Below are 17146 nucleotides of genomic sequence, written 5' to 3' on the forward strand. Positions count from 1 at the left end.
CCTGCGTCCTCTCGAAGATCCAAGAGAAATAGTAGACGGCTTACACAGTTGTTGCTACTGTGCACGCCATGAACACTTCATGGCATGCACAGATTCAGTTCCCGTCTGTGGCGCGCCGCTGGATCGGCCTGGCCGCGGTCCTCGGCGCCGTTTTCGCGATGGCCGAACTCCCCCTGTACTTCGTGGTCCCCACCTGTGACCCCCCGGCCTGCGGTGTCGAGACCGGCAGCCTCATGCCGGACTGGCTGATCCTCACTCGTACGCTCTTCAACTTCCTCGCCCTCACGCTGTTCCTGGTGTTCATGGCCGGCGTCCGGCCTCTGATCGCGCAGGCCGACGCCCGGTTCGAATGGTTCGGCGCGGTCGCCGGTACGGCGGGCGTGGCGTGGACGATCGTCGACATGGTCGCCAAGGGGATCGAGGGCAGCAGCGCCATCAAGGCCGCCGAGGAGATCGACCCGACCCGCACCGTGCCCACCTACCTGCTCTACGGCTCCATCACCCATCTGATGCTGGTCGTCTTCGGCGTCGCCTTCGGATACGCGGTGCTGCGTTCCCGCGCCCTTCCCGGCTGGGTCGGCTGGTCGTCGTTCGCCATCGCCGCCCTGCACCTGGCCGGGGTGCCGTCGATGTTCTTCGGCTTCAACTCCGACGAGTTCTACGCCTCCAACGGCTGGGGCGCGGTCGCGATGTTCAACGGCATCGCCGCCACCTGGCTGGCGGCCGTGGGCGTCGCGACGCTGAGGAGGAGGACTCCGCGGAGACTGGCCGCCCACGCCTAGGCACCACACGAGTGGCGAGCCCACGGGGGCCTCGCCACTCGTTCTGCCATCTCAGGAACGATCGACCACGTTGTGTCGGCGGGTGCTGCGAGTCTGACGGGGTGATCGCAACTCCTGACGACCACTCCTGGTTCTCCCAGCGCTTCCCCGACCTGGCGGACGCCTACTGCTTCACCTACGTCCACGGCCTGACGCCCGAGGAACTGATGGCCCGGCTCGGTGCCCGGGTTGAGAACTGTTCTCACACAACGCTCGATGAACTGATCCGGTGGCGAAGCTTCGGAGCCGCCTCCGTTGGAGACTGGGTGCTCCTCGTCGAGGCCAACAGTGGGCTTGGCGTCCGAAGCGGGCGTGTTTGCCGGACAGCGACAGGAAAGCGCCAAGGGTGAGGGCTGTCACCGCATTTTCACCTCGTATCGGAACTCGTGACTGTCTGCGGCTGGACTTCCAGAGACCCATAGGTGTGACCGTTTGGCGGTGTTGAGAGGCCCCTCCGCATTGCGGCGAACACGGAGGAGCGGTTTTGGTGCCTGTTTATGGTGTTGTTCGGCCGCCGTAATGGTCTGGCGATGGATGGATGCTCAGAAGTGGTCGAATCCGGCTACTTGTCCGATGGCGAACACGTGTCTGCTGGCCGCGCAGACAGTTTCCAATGCGTGGATGGGGATGTCGTCGGTGCTGATGCTGATCCGGAGTACCTGTACCACCCATTCGCCGGGTACTTCCAGCAGGTCGGCTTCGTACGGTGTAGGTGGCCGGGAGGTCAGTGTCTCGGTGGCGTGGCTGAAGCGGTGACCGAGGTCTTCGATCGCGGCCTGGAGGGTGGGCAGCACGAATTCCTGCTTGTCCAGCCTGGTGTCCTGGGCGACGTCGAGGCGGAAGTAGCTGGTGGAGATCCGTACGGGCACGTCGTTGGCCCAGAACATCTTGCGGCGGGCGATCACGGTGTCGCCGGGTTCGACGCGTAGGGCGACGGCCACGTGTTCGCTGGCCGGCTCGGGACCGATGAAGAGCATCTTGCGCTCTGGTTTGAGCCCCTGGCTGGCGGCTTCGGTGAGATAGAGGGATTTCGAGCCGCGTACCGCCGGTGGCGTGGGGATCGCCCGCTCCACGATGACGCGTGGGCGTGGCTCGATGGGTCCTGTCGGGGCCTGGTGGGATGGGGCTCCGGCTTTCTTCATCTGGCTCACCCTTCCTGGGGTCACTCCCAGGTGGCGGGCGATGTCGTCCTGTTTCATGCCGGACTCCTGGGCCTCGATGATCGCGGCGCGGCGGATTCGGGAAAGTTCTACGGATTGGCCTTGCAGCGTTGCCATAGCGGCGGATGCGGCGCGCGCACGGTCAAGTGGGTCGGAAATGGCTGCGATGTCATGCAGCGTCCTGGCATCCAAGGTATCGGTCCTTCACATCGCGTCCACTCGAAATTTAGCCCCCCTATTGCGTCGTTGTCGACGGCGGGCTATCGTCCGAGCACAGGGACTTTAGCCCCCATAAACAAGAGGGCATTAAGACCATAACGGACAAATGCGAGTGGATTGGTGGCGGTCACGTCGTCCAGTCTGTCGCACGCGCGAGTGATACGCCGCGCGGCCGAGGACTTGGCGGTCACCGGCCGCGCGGTCACAGCTTCGACATGAGATCGGCCCCGGAATCGCGGTGAGGCAACACCGGCCGGGGCCTTGATCAGGAAGGCGTGAGCAAGAGTAGTGCTCCGAGCTTCGGCCCGGACACGTCGATCCGGGACGGCTGCGGTTGCTTCGCCGGTGCCGTACCCCTGCCGATGGGATGCGCCCGCTGCGGCCATTCCCCCTACGCCCACGGATGCCCGCACCAGGACGAGCACGAGTATGTGCAGCCGTCCGGGCTGCTGATGAACGCCCGTCTTCAGGCCCGTCGTGCGTACGGCCCGCAGGTTCTTCCCTCGCCTCGGCCTCCGGTGGAGGTCGCGCCCGCCGAGGTGATTCCGCTGGTACCTGCTCAGCGTCGTCCCGATCCTGAGCCGGTGGCGCCTGCGATGGCTCCGGCCGCGAACGCCGTGCCGAATGGTCCTGTGGGGGCGGTCGTGCCTGGTCAGGGTCGGTCTGCTCCTGGAGTGGAAGCGCCCGCGCCGGTCCCGGCCGCTGTACCGGATGGTGTCGTGGAGCCGGCTCCTGCGGATGACCCGGTTCCGGCTCTGGAGCCCACGCCTGTCGCGTCGGTACGGCCTGTCCGGCCGCCGTTGCCCAGGTGGGTTCGGCGTCCGTTCCCCCGGGTTCCTCGATCCGGGATCACCTGGACGAGGGCGCGCCAGCCCAACCGCCATGGTGTACGGCCTGCGAGCGGCGGGCCATACCGGCGTGGAGACCGATGTCGCGTTCCCCGTGCTCAGGCGGTCTGTCGGCCTGGTGCTCGTGGTCCTCGGTCTTCGGCTGTGCCGTACGGCGCGCGGCTTCTTTCTTGTCCCGCAGGGCAGGCCCGTCTGGCGAACACCCGTGCCAGGCATGCCTCTGGTCGGATCGTGGAGGTCCAGATCATGCACGACATCCCACGGCCCCGGTGATCCCGGGCTGGCGGTTGATCATCAGTGATGCGGGCCGGTTCTGGGCCTTTCGTACTCACGTCTTCTCCCGTGTCGCCGTGCGGGCCGGAGCGCAGTCGGCGGTGGACGCCGACACTTTCGATGAGGTTCAGGTGGCTGTGGCCGAGCAGGAGAAGACCGCCCGCGACGCCGTCGCGGGGGTGTGACCCCGTGACCGGCCGGCACCGGGACGGCCTGCCGTACGCGCCGGTGTACAAGCGGGTGTGGAACGGCCCAGCTCGCGCGGAGGCCGAGCGGATCGACCAGGCCTGGGCGGACTGGACGGTGCTCTACAGCTTGGGCCGACGCGCCTTCTACGCCGTCGCCGCCTGGGACGGTCCCCGGCCGGTGATCGTCGAGGATCCCACCTCCGAGGGGTTGGAGGAGCGGATGCGGGAGGCCGAGATGATCAGAGCGATCCGGCTCTCGTCGCGGTCCTCCCCGGCGCCGGTTCGGCGTAGGAGGGGTGGGGCCGGCCGTCCGCCTTCTGGGGCACGGAACGGGGAGGTCGGCGAGAAGCGGGGTTCGCCGGGTGGGAGGGCGGCATGACGTCGGGTGTCGCACGGCGGAGTTGCGACGCCGTACAGCATGTCCACTCCGACTGGCTCGTCTTCCACAACTCGGCGACCGGCCTGTGGAGCGCCTACCGTCGCGTTCTTCCCGGCAGGCCGGATCTCGGGGACACGCCGCTGGTGCGGGCCGGGTCGGCTGAGGAACTGGACCGCAAGCTGGCCGCCCAGGTGTCCCCGGCGGTGCCGCCGAGCATCCGGGCCGTCGCCGTCGCCCGCGCTCTCCAGACTCGGACCGCTCGGACCCCCCGGGTCGCCCAGGCCGTATGTCCTGGTCAGGCCGTCGTGCCGGGCCGGTCCACGACGTTGCGCGAGTTGCTGCGCTCCTAGAAGCCGGTACGGCGGGCGGTGGAACGTCGTCTCGCCGTACCCCATGAACGTGCGGCTCAGGTGGGAGGGACCTGGGCCGCACACCTCCGCAAGGCGGCTCCCATACACGCCGGGACAAAGGGGTGTGCCGGGGAAGAGGGAGTCGTCTGGCGCACCGGCCCCGTATTCGTGGGCCGGTCCTCCTCCAGGGTGCCCGGCCACCTGCTCCCCGGCTCGGGGCCGGGCGCCCGCCCCCGAAAGGCGCCGCTCCACCGAAGCCGCTACCGACCCCCTATGGAGTCCCCATGTCCCCACTCAAGGCCGTCACCCCTGACGGCACCTTCTCCACCGGACCGGACACCACCGAACGACTCCTCACCCCCGGCGAGGTCGCCAGGATCTTCGGCGTGGACCCCAAGACCGTCAACCGCTGGGCTCTCACCGGCCGTATCCCCTCGGTGCGAACCCCCAGCGGCCACCGCCGCTACCGCGAAACCGACATCACCGTCCTCCTCGACGGAGGCCGTCCCCAGGGCGGTCCCACCGACCGCCGAACCTCCCGGGGATGAGGGTTCGGCCAGCCCTTCGCGATCACCGGTGCCCCCGGCCGCCACGAAAAACCAGGAGAAATACGTTCTTTCAGGTTACAAACGAGGTATGTCTACTTTTTACCTATATGTGTTTTTCTGTCGGCTTTTCGGGTAGGGGGACAGCCTGTTCGGAAACCAGATGCTTCCGACACGTTTAAAGCGGCAGACGTTTGTCCTGGACAACGTCTCCTTCCCGCCGGTGGCCCGTCGAGGCTTCGGGCGGACGGATTCCACGACGGAGTGATCGTTTAGGGGTGGCGATCGTGAAATGCGGAGTGCAGATGGCCCTGGCGGTCGGCGCGGGTTACTTCCTTGGCCGGCGTCACAAACTACGGACGGCGCTGGCGCTGGCGGCGGCGGGCGCGACCGGTCGGCTGGGCATGGGCGGAGGCGGCCTGCTGCAACAGGGCCTGAAGCAGCTCGGGGCCTCTCCCGAGCTGGAAAAGCTCACACAGAACGTGCGAGGCGAACTGCTCGACGTGGGTAAGGCCGCGGCCAGGGCGGCGGCGAGCAGGCAGATCGACTCACTGACCTCCAAGCTTCACGAACGCGCCGAGTCGCTGCGCGTCCCCGGTGGTCTCGCGAGTGAGGAGGAGGAAGAAGAGGAGGAGACGCGTCCGAGGAGGCGTCGTCCTACCGAGAGCCGGGGCCGTACGGCACGCAGGTCCCGTGAGGAACCGGAGGACGAGGAGGACGAGTTCGAGGAAGAGGACGAGGAGGAACCGGAGGACGAGTTCGAGGAAGAGGAAGAAGAGGAGCCTCCGCGGGGCCGGGGCCGGGCCGTACGGGTCCGGAGTCCGCAGCGGGAGAGAGCCTCCCGACGTGACCGTCCCGTCCGCCGCGTCCGGGATGAGGCGCGATGACCGAGCAGACGAGGACGAAGGGGAACACACAGGCTCTTCCCGTCGACCAGCTCACGGAGGAACTCCGCAATCTCGCCGAGGCGCTCGGAGAACGGCTCCTGTCGTCCGCGACCGAGAAACTCGGCGGACTGACCGGCCGGCTGACCGACTACGTCGACAAGGGCGACGGCGGGGTGGTCGGCCTCGTCGGATCGGTGATCGGCTCGAAGCACCCCGTGGCCAGCGGGCTCAAGGAGGTGGCGAAGACAGCGGCCGGAGGCCTGCTCCAGAAGGTCACCGGTGGCGGCAAGGGCGGCAGGGGGAAGAAGCTCAAGGTCACCAACATCGTCGAGACACTCGACGTGGGAGCCCCGCTACGGCTCGTCTACGACCAGTGGACCCAGTTCGAGGACTTTCCCAGCTTCACGAAGAAGGTCGAGGGGGTTCAGCAGGAGGCCGAGGAGAAACTCTCCTGGAAGGCACAGGTCTTCTGGTCCCACCGGACCTGGGAGTCGACCATCGTCGAGCAGATCCCCGACCGGCACATCATCTGGCGTTCCAAGGGAGCCAAGGGCCATGTCGACGGCGCCGTGAGCTTCCACTCGCTCGGCCCCGACCTGACCCGTGTCCTGCTCGTCCTGGAGTACCACCCACAGGGACTGTTCGAACGCACCGGCAACCTGTGGCGGGCGCAGGGCAGGCGGGCACGCCTGGAGTTCAAGCACTTCCGGCGGCACGTCATGACGCAGGCGCTGCTCCATCCGGACGACATCGAGGGCTGGCGTGGCGAGATCCGCGACAGCAAGGTCGTCAAGGACCACGAGACCGCCCTGCGGGAGGAGGAGTCGAGGGAGTCCGAGACCGAGGAGACAGAAGAGGACCAGAGAGAACCGACGCCCGTGAACGGCGAACACGCCGCCGGGGCCGAGGAGGAACCAGAGGCGTCCGCGCAGGCGAGGCGTCCGGTACGGCGCCGCCGCGCCGAAGCCGAGAAGCCGGAAGAGCCCGAGGAGCCCGAAGAGTCGGAGGAACCGGAGGAGCAGGACGAGGCCGATGAGGCCGAGGCTGCCACTCCGAGGCGTCCGGTCCGGCGTCGCGCCGCGGACACGAAGACAAGGGAGGCTCCGCGCCCGGCCCGCCGCCGGGCAGCCGCCCGGAGCACGTGACGTGGGATCCGGGAGGACATCGCGGAGCCGGGGAGAGGCGGCTGATGACCATCGTGCAACCTTCGGGGGCGGGAGGGGGTGGCGGATCCTCCTCAGGACTGGCCGACGTCATCGACACGATCCTTGACAAGGGCCTCGTGATCGACGCCTTCGTCAGGGTCTCGCTCGTCGGCATAGAGATTCTGACGGTCGACGCCCGCATCGTCGTGGCCAGCGTCGACACCTACCTGCGTTTCGCGGAGGCCGCGAACCGGCTCGACCTCACGCAGACAGGAGGAAAGGGACTGCCGGAAGTGGTGCAGGACATGACACAGGGCGTGGGCAGGGCGAAGACCAAGGGCATCACGCAGGGGGCGCTGGACGCGGCGGGAGACAAGCTGCGTGACTTCCTGGGTGCCGAGGAGTCCGAGGAGGAACCCGAACCGGCGCCTCGCAGACGGCGAAGGCGGGAGGACTGAGATGCCCCGCTCCACGAAAGAGACCGAGACCGCAGGGACCGGCGAAGCCGTACGGCAGGCGGGAGGCGGCGCCTCCTACGTCTACGGCATCGTGCCGGGCGACACCGAGGTGGACCCTGACGCCAGGGGAGTCGGTGACCCGCCCGGACGGATCCGGCTGGTACGGCACGGCGAGATCGCCGCCCTGACGAGCGAGATCGCGCTGGACCGCCCGCTCGGCAGGCCGGAGGACCTCTTCGCCCATCAACGGCTGTTGGACGAGGCCGCCGCCGAGGTACCGGTGCTGCCGCTCCGCTTCGGAGCGGTGCTGACCGATGACGGGGCGGTCGTCGACGAACTGCTCGCCCCCAACCACGACGCGTTCCGCGACGCACTGGACGACCTGGAAGGGCGGACGGAGTACATCGTCAGGGGCCGCTACGTCGAACCGGTGGTGATCGGTGAGGTCCTGGCGGAGAACGCCGAGGCCTCCCGGCTGCTCGACGGGATTCGCGGCAAGCCAGAGGACGCGACATGGGACGCGCGAATCCGGCTCGGCGAACTGCTCGGCGAGGGTGTGGCGGCCAGACGTGACGCCGACACCGAGGAGATCGTCGGTGCCCTCGCCCCGCTGAGCGTCGCCGTCGCCGTACGGGAGCCGACCCACGAACAGGACGCCGTGCACGCGGCGTTCCTCATCGAGACCGACCGGTCGGAGGAGTTCGAGCGGGCCGTCGAGGAGTTCGGCGACCGGTGGGCGGACCGGGTGACCGTACGGCTGCTCGGACCGCTGGCACCGTACGACTTCGTCACGACCTCACAGGCGGGGGAGGGATGACGGATGGACCTGTTCGGCCTGACCCTGGGCCTGCCGTTCGCTCCGATCCGTGGGCTGATCCGGCTCGCGGAGCTGATCGAGGAGCAGGTCGAGCTGGAGACACGGAGCCCGGCCGGGGTCCGGCGGAGGCTGGAGGAGATAGCGGAGGCGAGGCGTGCCGGTCTGATGACCGAGGAGGAGGAGACCGAGGCGGTGACGCGGGTCCTCGGGCGGTTGACGGGCCGCCCCGGCACAGACGGCACCGCCCTGCCGGGCGACGGGGAGAGGGGGTGATCCCGTGCCGGCCAGGCGCAGAACCCGCGGTGAGCGGATCGCCGAAGTGGACGTCTCCGACGACCTCTACGACGAGGAACCCCTTGAGGAGGAGGAGCCTCCGCGGACCAGAGGGCGGCGTCTCACCGCGGGGACCGTGGGCCGGGTCGCCGTACGGGAGATCACCGAGCTGACCGCGAAGGTGGTCGAGGGCGTCACGTTCGTGCAGCCGAAGGAGGACGGCTGGCTCGTCGGGGTCGAGGTCGTCGAGGACCGTCGCGTTCCTTCCTCCGGGGACGTCCTGGCGCTCTACGAGGTCGAACTGGACCGGGAGGGAGACCTGCTGTCCTACCGCAGGACACGGCGCTACAGGCGCGGCAGGGGAGACAGTGAGGGGCCGTGAGATGACCAATCCGGTACGACCCGCTTCCACGGTGCCCCAGGGATACGGCAGCAGGTCGCTCGCCGGACGGGAGACGACCAGCCTGGGCGACATCCTGGAACGTGTGCTCGACAGAGGCGTGGTGATCGTGGGAGACATCCGCGTGAACCTGCTGGACATCGAGCTGCTCACGATCAAGTTGCGCCTGCTGATCGCCTCGGTGGACACGGCTCGCGAGCTGGGCATCGACTGGTGGGAGCACGATCCGTGGCTGACCTCGAAGGACCGCGACCTGGTTGAGGAGAACCGCAGGCTCCGCAGGCGGCTCACCGCGCTTGAGGAGGACGGGCTCGTCGAGGCGCGGGAGGACCTCAGGGGCGTGACGCGCGGCGGGGCCACCGGAGAGCGGTCACGCGTGCCGAGGGAGGGCCGTGACTGAGACCGGCACATACGTGTACGCGATCGCACACGGCGCGGGCGGCCCCGACCCGTCCGGTCTGGAGGGGGTGGCCGGCGCGCCGGTGAGGACGATCGAGCACGCCGGTCTGGTCGCGTACGTCAGCGCCGTACCGCTCGACCGGTTCGGGGAGGAGCCGCTCCGGCGCTCGCTGGAGGACCTGGACTGGGTGGAGGCCACCGCCCGCGCCCACCACCGTGTCGTCGAGGCCGTCTCGGAGGCGGTCGCGACGGCCCCGGTGCGGCTCGTCACGGTCTACACCGGCGAGGAGCAGGTGAGCGCCCTGCTGGAACGGCGGCACGACGACTTCGCCGAGGTGCTCTCCCACGTCGCCGGGCGCAGGGAGTGGGGGGTGAAGGCGTACGCGGGGCGGCCCGCGGGGACCCCGTCGTCCGGCGGGCGGGAGCAGGAGGGCGAGAGCCCGGGAACGGCCTACCTGAAACGGCGCCAGGCGAGCCTGCACGACCGGGACACCGCGTGGCGCCACGCGGTGACCGAGGCCGAGCGGGTCGACGCCGCGTTGTCCGCCGTCGCCGTGGCGAGCAGACGTCACCGCCCCCAGGACCCCGAACTCTCGGGACGTGAGGAGTGGATGGTGCTCAACGGTGCCTATCTGGTCGACGACGACCTCGCCGACGAGTTCGTCGCGACTCTCGACACCCTCCGTGGGCGGGGTCTCGACCTGGAGCTCACCGGCCCGTGGGCCCCCTACTCCTTCACCGACATCGATCTTGGTACGGCGGAGGCGCCGGATGACGTCTGAGGTCTCCCGGGGAGCCGAGCCGACCCGGCGGGGACGGTTGCCACCGGAGCGGGTGGCGCTCGTCGATCTCCTGGACCGGCTGCTGGCGGGTGGCGTCGTGGTGACCGGCGACCTCGTCCTGTCCATCGCCGACGTCGATCTCGTACGGATCTCCCTCCGCGTGCTGATCACGTCCATCACGGAGGCGACCATGATCGATCCGGAGGGCCTCGGTGAACCGGTCAGGAGATGAGCCGCCCGTGTCCGGCGGCCCGAGGCAGGGGACGGCACGGTCCAGGACGACATGGTCGGCCGGGGTGCTGTCGGGGGCGGCCCGATCAAGGGTGACCTGGCCGCGCGGGACGCGGCCGGAGAAGAGGCGCTCCGCCGTACGGCGGGACGGCTGGCGCCTCGACACCGACCCCGAGCGGGTCGAGCGCGACCTGACGTGCCTCGTCCTCACCCTCGTCGAACTGGTGCGTCAGCTGATGGAGCGGCAGTGCGTGCGACGGATGGAACAGGGGGACCTGTCCGACGAGCAGATCGAGACACTGGGCCTGACGTTGATGCGCCTCGAAGGCGCGATGAAGGAACTGTGTGAGCACTTCGACCTGTCCCCCGCCGATCTCAACCTCGACCTCGGCCCTCTCGGGACGCTGCTCCCCATGGACTGACGGTGGGCCTTAGGAGGATTTGTGGAGGTTTTCAGTGATTTATGGGGATGAACGGCATCTGTTTCGGAGCCCAAGGAAGGGGTGCGGGAAAGGGGGACGAGGCGGGGGAGGGAAGGCTAGTCTCTGATCGTGCTCGGGCTGATATCGCCAGACTTGCCAAGGTCCAGCCTGCTCCAGCCCCTCCAGTCCGGACACTTCGCACCTTGTGCCACCCGTCGCACACCGGGCGGGATCCCTTGGTATGACACAAGCCGGACCCGCGATATGGGCGAAGGGCGGACAACGCCTAGGCTTGTCCGCATGACTACGTGGAGTGTGCCGGGGCTGCCCAGCGAGGGCCGCTGCCTGGTGATGGGCGTGGTCAACGTCACCCCTGATTCCTTCTCCGACGGAGGACAGTGGTTCGACGTGGCGACGGCCGTACGGCATGGGCTTGAGCTGGTCGAACAGGGTGCGGACATCGTCGATGTCGGCGGCGAGTCCACCAGGCCCGGTGCGGCCAGGGTCTCGCTCGCCGAGGAGCTGGCCAGGGTCGAACCGGTCATCAGGGCGTTGAGCCGAGAAGGCGTCACCGTCAGTGTCGACACCATGCGGGCCGAGGTCGCGCAGGCGGCGGTCAACGCGGGTGCGAAGCTCGTCAACGACGTCAGCGGCGGCCTGGCCGACCCGGAGATGCCGAGAGTGGTGGCCGCCGCCGGCGTGCCGTACGTGGTGATGCACTGGCGCGGCCACAGCCACTCGATGGACAGCCGGGCGATCTACGGTGATGTTGTGACCGAGGTTCGCGAGGAGTTGTCGAAGCGGGTCGCCTCCGTGCTCGCCGAAGGGGTCGCGGAGAGTCAGATCGTGCTCGACCCCGGGATCGGCTTCTCGAAGAACTCCGACCACAACTGGGCCGTGCTCGCGGGCATCGACCACCTCGCCGAGCTGGGATACCCCCTGCTCATCGGAGCATCACGCAAGCGTTTTCTCGGCCGTCTGCTGGCCGACCAGGACGGTACCCCCCGACCCTTCGGCCAGAGCGACGACGCCACGATCGCCGTGACCGCCCTCGCCGCGCAGGCGGGGGCCTGGTGCGTTCGAGTGCACGACGTACGCCCGAACGCGGACGCCGTCCGCGTGGCCGCAGCAGTTCAGAGAGCGAGATCATGAGCGTCGACACCACCGCCGTCGAGACGGTCAACCAGGCGTTCTACACCGCGATCGAGAACGCCGACCTCGACCGCATGACCGAGATCTGGGCCGAGGACCTCGAAGGTGACCAGGTGAGCTGCGTGCACCCGGGGTGGCCGATCATCAACGGCCGCCAGGAGGTGCTGCGCTCCTGGGCGCTCATCATGGCCAACACGCCCTACATCCAGTTCGTGCTGACCGACGTCCGCGTCATGGTGCTCGGGGACGTGGCGATCCTCACCTGTGAGGAGAACATCCTCACCGCGGGCGACGAGGGTGATTCCAGCTTCGCGGCGGGAAAGGTCGTGGCGAGCAACACCTTCGTCAGGACCTCCGGTGGATGGCGGCTCTGGCTGCACCACGGATCTCCCGTTCTGCAAACCGACGACGACGAGGAGGAGGAAGCCGCGTGACGGACCGGATCAGCGTCAGGGGCCTGAGGGCGCGGGGGCGCCACGGCGTGCTGGCCGCCGAGCGGGAGCTCGGCCAGGAGTTCGTGGTGGACGTCACGCTCCTCCTCGACACCGCCCCGGCCGCCGAGGGCGACGACCTCGACAAGACCGTCGACTACGGAGAGCTCGCCCAGGACCTGGTCAAGGTCGTCGAGGGTGAGCCGGTGAACCTGATCGAGACGCTGGCCCAGCGCCTGGCGGACGTCTGCCTGGCCCGTGAGGCGGTTCGGTCGGCCGAGGTGAGCGTGCACAAACCCGCCGCACCCATCCCGCTGCCGTTCGACGACGTGGTCGTGACGATCATCAGGAGCAGATCATGAAGATCGTGCTGGCCCTCGGCAGTAACCTGGGCGACCGGTTCGACACGCTGCAGGGCGCGCTCGACTCGCTGTTCGACTCCTCGGAGCTGGAGTTCGTCGCGGTCTCCCCGGTCTACGAGACGGACCCGGTCGGGGGGCCCGAGCAGGGGCCGTACCTCAACGTGGTGGTCATCGCCTCCAGCACCCTGGAACCCAGGGCACTCCTCGAACGTGCTCTGAACGTGGAGAACGTCTTCGGCAGGGTCCGCGCCGAACGCTGGGGCCCGCGCACCCTGGACGTCGATCTGATCGCGGTCGGCGACCTGACCTCCGACACCCCCGAGCTGACGCTGCCGCACCCCAGGGCGCACGAGCGCGCCTTCGTGCTGGTCCCCTGGGCCCAGATTGACTCGGACGCCGTACTCGGCGGGCGTGGGATCACGGAGTTGCTCGCCGACCTGGATCAGACCTCTGTACGGCTTCGCCCAGACCTGACCCTCCAGAGGCCGGAGTGAGGCCGAGCCGTCCCGGGGTGCTCGTCGGTGTTCTCGTCGTGTGCGCCATCGTGTCGTGGGCGTTGCTGAGGCCGTTCTACTCGATCCTGCCGAGGGTGCCGTGGACGGCGATCCCCACGGTGTTGCTGCTGGCGATCGGTGAGGCCTACAGCGGGTGGATGACCCGGGCGAGGATCGAGCGGAAGCCGGACACCAAGCCCGTCGAACCGCTCGCGGTCGCCCGCCTCGCGGCACTGGCCAAGGCGTCGGCGTACGCGGGGGCGGTCTTCGGGGGCATGTTCGCCGGATTCACCCTCTACACCGCCGAACTCCTTGAGCAGGAGATCCCCCGCCAGGACTTCATGATCGCGGGCGGCTCGTTCGTCTCGTGCGTCCTCCTGATCGGCGCCGCCCTCTACCTCGAACACTGCTGCAAGGTACCCAAGGACTCCGAAGAGGAACGGTGACTCTTTGCGCCGCCTGCGGCGTCGCGGGTTGTGTCCTTTTGCGACGCCTGGCGGCGTCGCGGGTTGTGTTTCTTTGCTCCGCCTGGCGGCGTCGCGGGCTTGGGCGCTTTCGGGTCGGTGTCTTCCCTCGTCGTTCGTCCGCTGCGCTCCCTCACTCCTCAGTCCAGACACCGACGCGCCCAAGCCGACACTCCTCACACTTGGGGCCGGGAAAGCACAAGGCATGTCTCTTTGCTTCGCCTGGTAGCGCGCAAAGGGGCAAGCGCAGGGGGGTAGTCCCTACCCGTGATCTTCATGCTGGCCGCAGGGACACGGCGGCGCCCGGATGATCCACTGTTGCCCTCCGGCGAGAAGGGAAACGGGAGATGGAGCAGTGTGATCGGCGGGCTGCGATCGGAGCGGCGGCCGCGCTGTTGGTGGGTGGCACGACCGTGATGGCGGGCAGCGGAACCGCCCAGGCGGAGACCTCCGGGGAGCAGGCCAGGAAGTCGTTCCGGGTGGTGGACCGCCGGGGCCGGCAGCGTTTCCTGGCGAGTTCGAGTAAACCCCCGATCATCAGCGGAGGTAGGACGTATCCCGCCGACCAGCGCCAGGGACCAGAAGGCACCTACCTGATCTTCAATGACGGCGACGGCAACGAGAAAGGAGGAATCGTCTCCTCCTCTGTCGGGGCCAGCATCTCGCTCGACTACACCAACGCGCAGGCGATCACGTTGGCCACCCGCTGGGAGGGCGTTCACGGCGCGGCGATGCTGGAGATGAAGCACATGCCCGATCCGGCGCTCCCGATCGACCGGGTGCCCGCCATGCCGCCCCGCGTCCAGCTCGGCTACAGCACCCCAGAAGGGGCTTTCCTGGTGCTCAGCGACTCACGAGGACGCCCGAGGATCGTGCTGGAGATCGACGTCGACGACAACCCGATGATCAAGGTGCTGGACTCCGAGGGCAAGGTGGTCGGCCGGCTTCCCGAAACGCCGGACGGGCAGGGCTCGTAGCCGTCGTCCAAGATCGCTGATCCAAGCCGGACGTCCGGCTGGGCGTCTCGCCATGCGGCGGCCGTGTGTTGTCTCACCAGGGGCTCTTGCCGGTGGGAGGCGGGTTGACGGTGTCGCTGCCCCAGGACAGGCGTTGGTCGACGGGGATTTCCATGATCTCCAGTTCCTCGTCGGCCAGCAGGGCCGCGACGCACTCCGGACTGCCGCCGATGTAGGTGGTCATCAGGTCAACGTCGGTGGCGACGCACCAGGCCCGGTCCTGCGGCCACCACAGGCTGGCGTACCGACCCGACCATGGGATGTCGGAGAGCGAGGTGGTCGCCGCCCCCAGTGGCCCTTCCAGAAGGAGCATCGACCGCGCGGGCATCTCGACTCTGGGGATCTCCTCGTCATCCACGGGGAGGTTGAGGTCGCCGAAGCCATCCCAGACGGCGAACCAGCACCGCTCGGGGGTGGTGGTGTGCGGGGCGAGCAGGTGGACCAGCCGGGCGACCTGCCGCAGCGGCAGTGTTCCCTCCTCGGGCGGATAGCTCCAGATGCCCGGCTGCTCGTCGTTGAAGAAGCTCCATGCACCGGTGATGTACGGCCACTGCATCCCGGGATGAGGGACGCGCCCGTTGGCGAGGGCCACCTCCCTCCAGGAGGTCTCCTGCTCGACGTCACCCACGGTTATGCGCGGCGGATGGAACAGCCGGGCGTAGGCCCCGAAGACCGGCGGCAGCATGCACGCCACGATGTTCCAGTCGAAGGGGAGCGTGGCGGAGACGGCCCAGTCGGCGGGCCGTACGTCGGTGCACAGGGTCAGCTCACCAAGGGTGAAGGGCTCGTCCTGCCTGTTGGCGACGACAGGAGGCCTCACGGGCTTGGGCGCGAGCCCAGGCCGGGGTTCGGGGTGTGCCTCTACGTAGCCGTAATGCCCGGTGGCGTCGATGGGTTTCACCCTGCGTAAGTACTTTCCTTTGTCCCTCATCCGCTTTGTTCCTGTGTCTCTCTGTGTTGCGTCTCTTTGCTCCGCCTTCGGCGTCGCGGGCTTGGGCGCCTCGGGTCGGTGCTTTCCCTCGTCGTTCGTCCGCTGCGCTCCCTCACTCCTCAGTCCAGACACCGACGCGCCCAAGCCGACACTTCTCACACATGGGGCCGGGGCGTTCGGTTGGAACTCTTCATGTTTGGCGTCGGGGTGTTCAAGTTCTTTTTGCCGGTGTCCTTAATCTGGACGTCCCCAATGGTCCTCATTAATGGAGGGGAAATCGGTGACGGACAAGGTCGTGAAGGACAAGGTCCTGTGCTACGTCGTTCGTGACGGGCGGTTGCTGGTCTTCCGGCACATCGGCTGCAGCTATGAGGAGGTCGGAATTCAGGTTCCCGCAGGAAGCGTCAGGCCGGGGGAGGCTCCGGAGGAGGCCGCGCTTCGCGAGGCGCGGGAGGAGACGGGCTTCACCGGGTTCGGGATCGTCAGGAAGCTGGGCGAGGTCGTCTACGACATCAGCCCCTACCGGTTCGAGATCCAACACCGCCACGTCTTCCAGCTGGAGCTCGCCGAGCCCACACCGGAGCGGTGGGCCGGCCAGGAGCTTCACGACGGCGAGCGGGAGCCCACCGATTTCGAGTGCTTCTGGATTCCACTGGAAGACGCCCACGTCCTCCAGTCCGGCCAGGGCGCCCTGATCGGGGCGCTCTTCGACTGACTAGAGGCGTAGTCGGTCGAGTTCTTCGCTGATCGTTTCTCGCAGGGCATCGTGTTGCGGGCCGAGGGCGAAGCGGTTGTCGTGCCAGTTGCCGTGGGGGTAGAGCCAGACGGGTTTGCTCACAAGGTCGGCCGGCTCCCAGTCGAACCTTGGCCATACATGAGCGTGCAGGAAGGCGTCGGTATTGCCAAGGATCTCCAGGTTGACCCGGCGAAAGGCTGGGTCGAGACGTCGGCAGGCCCGCTCGACGGCCTCCCCCAGGTCATCCATGTCGGACAGGAAAGCCTGCCGTCTGCCTTTCGGCAGGTCCGACAACCTCTCCACGGTTGGGTCGTCCGCCAGGAGCACCGAGTATCCCGGCAGGAACTGAACATCCCCGATCACTGCGAATCCGGCGTCCAGCCGCCGCAGCACGGTGGGGTTCTCGTCCCGCAACGCGCTTCCGATCCTGTCCGTCTGCCAGTTCTCAGCCATGCCCCGGACCCTATGCGGTCACGATCATGCGTTTCCCGAACGCCTCGAATCGCGTTGGTCCGGGATATCTGGGGGCTTTCCCGAAGCCAACGAGTGCGTCGGCCATGGCATGGTGCGGCCTGCCATCCTGTACGGGCACCGGCGCCGAGAAGTCATGTCTCCTGGCGGCCCTCCTCCATGCTGACCAGTTCGTCGATCGCCGCGAAGAAGGCGGCGATTCCCGGCAGGTTCGCGCCCTTGGCACGTGAGGCCGCGAAGTCCTCGGGGGAGCGCCAGTCCACGATGTCCAGCCACTCGTCGTCGGGCAGGCGGATCAGCCTGGCGCCGAGGAATCCGGCGCGGTCGGCGGCGAAGTCGGTCAGCATCGCGGGTCGCGCGTCGAGCAGCGCCTGGGCGCGGTCGGCGGCGACGCGGAAGCGGGTGAGTTCCACGGTGATCGTCATTGTCGTCTTCTCCCCTGGTGAAGCACGTCCGGTGATGACGATCACGATATAGTAAGGATCATTGATA

The 17146-nt window shown here is 68.1% G+C and carries 27 protein-coding genes; 23 read left to right on the top strand and 4 right to left on the bottom strand.

The genetic code is table 11. The features are described from left to right. Positions 1 to 107: 107 nt before the first annotated feature. Positions 108 to 782 carry a hypothetical protein gene (locus ABZ463_RS29160; protein WP_362780950.1) on the top strand — a complete coding sequence of 225 codons (675 nt, stop codon included), beginning with the start codon at positions 108 to 110 and terminating at the stop codon, positions 780 to 782. 101 nt (positions 783 to 883) lie between these two features. After that, positions 884 to 1171: a DUF6461 domain-containing protein gene (locus ABZ463_RS29165; RefSeq protein ID WP_362780953.1), complete on the top strand. Its 288-nt coding sequence runs from the start codon at positions 884 to 886 to the stop codon at positions 1169 to 1171. 192 nt (positions 1172 to 1363) lie between these two features. Here the strand turns inward: ABZ463_RS29165 and ABZ463_RS29170 are convergent, their stop codons facing one another. Then, positions 1364 to 2173: a UTRA domain-containing protein gene (locus ABZ463_RS29170; protein ID WP_362780955.1), complete on the bottom strand. Its 810-nt coding sequence runs from the start codon at positions 2171 to 2173 to the stop codon at positions 1364 to 1366. Between the two features lie 1144 nt (positions 2174 to 3317). Between ABZ463_RS29170 and ABZ463_RS29175 the strand changes: the two genes are divergently transcribed. The 20 genes from ABZ463_RS29175 (at position 3318) to ABZ463_RS29270 (ending at position 14477) form a co-directional block, all read left to right on the top strand. Next, positions 3318 to 3506, top strand: a complete 189-nt coding sequence (locus ABZ463_RS29175; RefSeq protein ID WP_362780957.1) for a hypothetical protein — start codon at positions 3318 to 3320, stop codon at positions 3504 to 3506. Between the two features lie 4 nt (positions 3507 to 3510). Beyond that, positions 3511 to 3888: a hypothetical protein gene (locus tag ABZ463_RS29180; RefSeq protein ID WP_362780959.1), complete on the top strand. Its 378-nt coding sequence runs from the start codon at positions 3511 to 3513 to the stop codon at positions 3886 to 3888. Continuing rightward, entirely contained in the window at positions 3885 to 4238 is a 354-nt protein-coding gene (locus ABZ463_RS29185; protein ID WP_362780961.1) for a hypothetical protein, read from the top strand. Before ABZ463_RS29180 ends, ABZ463_RS29185 begins: the two co-directional genes overlap by 4 nt. A gap of 284 nt (positions 4239 to 4522) precedes the next feature. Then, positions 4523 to 4786, top strand: a complete 264-nt coding sequence (locus ABZ463_RS29190) for a BldC family transcriptional regulator (RefSeq protein WP_362780964.1) — start codon at positions 4523 to 4525, stop codon at positions 4784 to 4786. 275 nt (positions 4787 to 5061) lie between these two features. Continuing rightward, on the top strand, positions 5062 to 5670 hold the full coding sequence (locus ABZ463_RS29195; protein ID WP_362780966.1) for a hypothetical protein: 609 nt from the start codon (positions 5062 to 5064) through the stop codon (positions 5668 to 5670). Beyond that, on the top strand, positions 5667 to 6815 hold the full coding sequence (locus ABZ463_RS29200; RefSeq protein ID WP_362780969.1) for an SRPBCC family protein: 1149 nt from the start codon (positions 5667 to 5669) through the stop codon (positions 6813 to 6815). The genes ABZ463_RS29195 and ABZ463_RS29200 overlap by 4 nt, the downstream gene beginning before the upstream one ends. Before the next feature lie 44 nt (positions 6816 to 6859). Next, on the top strand, positions 6860 to 7273 hold the full coding sequence (gvpJ, locus tag ABZ463_RS29205) for a gas vesicle protein GvpJ (RefSeq protein WP_362780971.1): 414 nt from the start codon (positions 6860 to 6862) through the stop codon (positions 7271 to 7273). A 1-nt stretch (position 7274) separates the two neighbouring features. Beyond that, positions 7275 to 8090, top strand: coding sequence for a GvpL/GvpF family gas vesicle protein (locus ABZ463_RS29210; protein WP_352014142.1), 816 nt, complete (start codon positions 7275 to 7277; stop codon positions 8088 to 8090). A gap of 3 nt (positions 8091 to 8093) precedes the next feature. Further along, positions 8094 to 8363, top strand: a complete 270-nt coding sequence (locus ABZ463_RS29215) for a gas vesicle protein G (protein ID WP_352014141.1) — start codon at positions 8094 to 8096, stop codon at positions 8361 to 8363. A 4-nt stretch (positions 8364 to 8367) separates the two neighbouring features. Continuing rightward, positions 8368 to 8745 carry a gas vesicle protein GvpO gene (gene gvpO / locus ABZ463_RS29220; protein ID WP_362780974.1) on the top strand — a complete coding sequence of 126 codons (378 nt, stop codon included), beginning with the start codon at positions 8368 to 8370 and terminating at the stop codon, positions 8743 to 8745. A 1-nt stretch (position 8746) separates the two neighbouring features. Then, positions 8747 to 9163 carry a gas vesicle protein gene (locus ABZ463_RS29225; protein WP_362780977.1) on the top strand — a complete coding sequence of 139 codons (417 nt, stop codon included), beginning with the start codon at positions 8747 to 8749 and terminating at the stop codon, positions 9161 to 9163. Further along, the gene (locus ABZ463_RS29230) at positions 9156 to 9944 is read left to right on the top strand and encodes a GvpL/GvpF family gas vesicle protein (protein WP_362780980.1); all 789 of its coding nucleotides are present in this window, start codon (positions 9156 to 9158) and stop codon (positions 9942 to 9944) included. The genes ABZ463_RS29225 and ABZ463_RS29230 overlap by 8 nt, the downstream gene beginning before the upstream one ends. Continuing rightward, positions 9934 to 10176, top strand: coding sequence for a gas vesicle protein (locus ABZ463_RS29235; RefSeq protein ID WP_362780983.1), 243 nt, complete (start codon positions 9934 to 9936; stop codon positions 10174 to 10176). Before ABZ463_RS29230 ends, ABZ463_RS29235 begins: the two co-directional genes overlap by 11 nt. 7 nt (positions 10177 to 10183) lie before the next feature. After that, positions 10184 to 10597 carry a gas vesicle protein K gene (locus tag ABZ463_RS29240; RefSeq protein ID WP_362780985.1) on the top strand — a complete coding sequence of 138 codons (414 nt, stop codon included), beginning with the start codon at positions 10184 to 10186 and terminating at the stop codon, positions 10595 to 10597. A 300-nt stretch (positions 10598 to 10897) separates the two neighbouring features. After that, complete coding sequence (gene folP, locus ABZ463_RS29245) at positions 10898 to 11749, top strand: dihydropteroate synthase (protein ID WP_352014135.1); 852 nt, start codon at positions 10898 to 10900, stop codon at positions 11747 to 11749. Next, a complete protein-coding gene (locus ABZ463_RS29250; RefSeq protein ID WP_352014134.1) occupies positions 11746 to 12183 on the top strand; it encodes a nuclear transport factor 2 family protein in 438 nt (145 codons plus the stop codon). Before folP ends, ABZ463_RS29250 begins: the two co-directional genes overlap by 4 nt. Then, positions 12180 to 12542 carry a dihydroneopterin aldolase gene (gene folB / locus ABZ463_RS29255; RefSeq protein ID WP_362780988.1) on the top strand — a complete coding sequence of 121 codons (363 nt, stop codon included), beginning with the start codon at positions 12180 to 12182 and terminating at the stop codon, positions 12540 to 12542. Before ABZ463_RS29250 ends, folB begins: the two co-directional genes overlap by 4 nt. Beyond that, positions 12539 to 13036, top strand: coding sequence for a 2-amino-4-hydroxy-6-hydroxymethyldihydropteridine diphosphokinase (gene folK, locus ABZ463_RS29260; protein ID WP_362780990.1), 498 nt, complete (start codon positions 12539 to 12541; stop codon positions 13034 to 13036). The genes folB and folK overlap by 4 nt, the downstream gene beginning before the upstream one ends. Beyond that, complete coding sequence (locus ABZ463_RS29265) at positions 13033 to 13482, top strand: DUF3180 domain-containing protein (protein WP_352014131.1); 450 nt, start codon at positions 13033 to 13035, stop codon at positions 13480 to 13482. The genes folK and ABZ463_RS29265 overlap by 4 nt, the downstream gene beginning before the upstream one ends. A gap of 365 nt (positions 13483 to 13847) precedes the next feature. Further along, positions 13848 to 14477 carry a hypothetical protein gene (locus ABZ463_RS29270; protein ID WP_362780994.1) on the top strand — a complete coding sequence of 210 codons (630 nt, stop codon included), beginning with the start codon at positions 13848 to 13850 and terminating at the stop codon, positions 14475 to 14477. A gap of 73 nt (positions 14478 to 14550) precedes the next feature. On the opposite strand, the gene ABZ463_RS29275 is transcribed toward ABZ463_RS29270, so the two are convergent. After that, positions 14551 to 15336 carry a hypothetical protein gene (locus tag ABZ463_RS29275; protein WP_362780997.1) on the bottom strand — a complete coding sequence of 262 codons (786 nt, stop codon included), beginning with the start codon at positions 15334 to 15336 and terminating at the stop codon, positions 14551 to 14553. A 391-nt stretch (positions 15337 to 15727) separates the two neighbouring features. Here ABZ463_RS29275 and ABZ463_RS29280 point away from each other — a divergent pair, with 391 nt between their 5' ends. After that, a complete protein-coding gene (locus tag ABZ463_RS29280) occupies positions 15728 to 16162 on the top strand; it encodes an NUDIX domain-containing protein (protein WP_362781001.1) in 435 nt (144 codons plus the stop codon). On the opposite strand, the gene ABZ463_RS29285 is transcribed toward ABZ463_RS29280, so the two are convergent. Together ABZ463_RS29285 and ABZ463_RS29290 are read right to left on the bottom strand one after the other, a co-directional pair. Beyond that, positions 16163 to 16636: a diadenosine tetraphosphate hydrolase gene (locus tag ABZ463_RS29285; RefSeq protein ID WP_362781003.1), complete on the bottom strand. Its 474-nt coding sequence runs from the start codon at positions 16634 to 16636 to the stop codon at positions 16163 to 16165. Between the two features lie 152 nt (positions 16637 to 16788). Next, complete coding sequence (locus tag ABZ463_RS29290; protein ID WP_362781006.1) at positions 16789 to 17079, bottom strand: antibiotic biosynthesis monooxygenase; 291 nt, start codon at positions 17077 to 17079, stop codon at positions 16789 to 16791. Positions 17080 to 17146: the final 67 nt, after the last annotated feature.

Origin of the sequence: Streptosporangium sp. NPDC020145 (assembly GCF_040631275.1) — a bacterium.
Classification (GTDB): Bacteria; Actinomycetota; Actinomycetes; order Streptosporangiales; family Streptosporangiaceae; genus Streptosporangium.

Excerpts from the sequence above, each read along its gene's own strand:
- ABZ463_RS29185 (WP_362780961.1), top strand. The coding sequence starts at position 3,885 with ATGACGTCGGGTGTCGCACGGCGGAGTTGCGACGCCGTACAGCATGTC.
- ABZ463_RS29190 (WP_362780964.1), top strand. The coding sequence starts at position 4,523 with ATGTCCCCACTCAAGGCCGTCACCCCTGACGGCACCTTCTCCACCGGA.
- ABZ463_RS29200 (WP_362780969.1), top strand. The coding sequence starts at position 5,667 with ATGACCGAGCAGACGAGGACGAAGGGGAACACACAGGCTCTTCCCGTC.
- gvpJ (WP_362780971.1), top strand. The coding sequence starts at position 6,860 with ATGACCATCGTGCAACCTTCGGGGGCGGGAGGGGGTGGCGGATCCTCC.
- ABZ463_RS29210 (WP_352014142.1), top strand. The coding sequence starts at position 7,275 with ATGCCCCGCTCCACGAAAGAGACCGAGACCGCAGGGACCGGCGAAGCC.
- ABZ463_RS29215 (WP_352014141.1), top strand. The coding sequence starts at position 8,094 with ATGGACCTGTTCGGCCTGACCCTGGGCCTGCCGTTCGCTCCGATCCGT.
- ABZ463_RS29225 (WP_362780977.1), top strand. The coding sequence starts at position 8,747 with ATGACCAATCCGGTACGACCCGCTTCCACGGTGCCCCAGGGATACGGC.
- ABZ463_RS29235 (WP_362780983.1), top strand. The coding sequence starts at position 9,934 with ATGACGTCTGAGGTCTCCCGGGGAGCCGAGCCGACCCGGCGGGGACGG.
- folP (WP_352014135.1), top strand. The coding sequence starts at position 10,898 with ATGACTACGTGGAGTGTGCCGGGGCTGCCCAGCGAGGGCCGCTGCCTG.
- ABZ463_RS29250 (WP_352014134.1), top strand. The coding sequence starts at position 11,746 with ATGAGCGTCGACACCACCGCCGTCGAGACGGTCAACCAGGCGTTCTAC.
- folK (WP_362780990.1), top strand. The coding sequence starts at position 12,539 with ATGAAGATCGTGCTGGCCCTCGGCAGTAACCTGGGCGACCGGTTCGAC.
- ABZ463_RS29270 (WP_362780994.1), top strand. The coding sequence starts at position 13,848 with ATGGAGCAGTGTGATCGGCGGGCTGCGATCGGAGCGGCGGCCGCGCTG.
- ABZ463_RS29285 (WP_362781003.1), bottom strand. The coding sequence starts at position 16,636 with ATGGCTGAGAACTGGCAGACGGACAGGATCGGAAGCGCGTTGCGGGAC.
- ABZ463_RS29290 (WP_362781006.1), bottom strand. The coding sequence starts at position 17,079 with ATGACGATCACCGTGGAACTCACCCGCTTCCGCGTCGCCGCCGACCGC.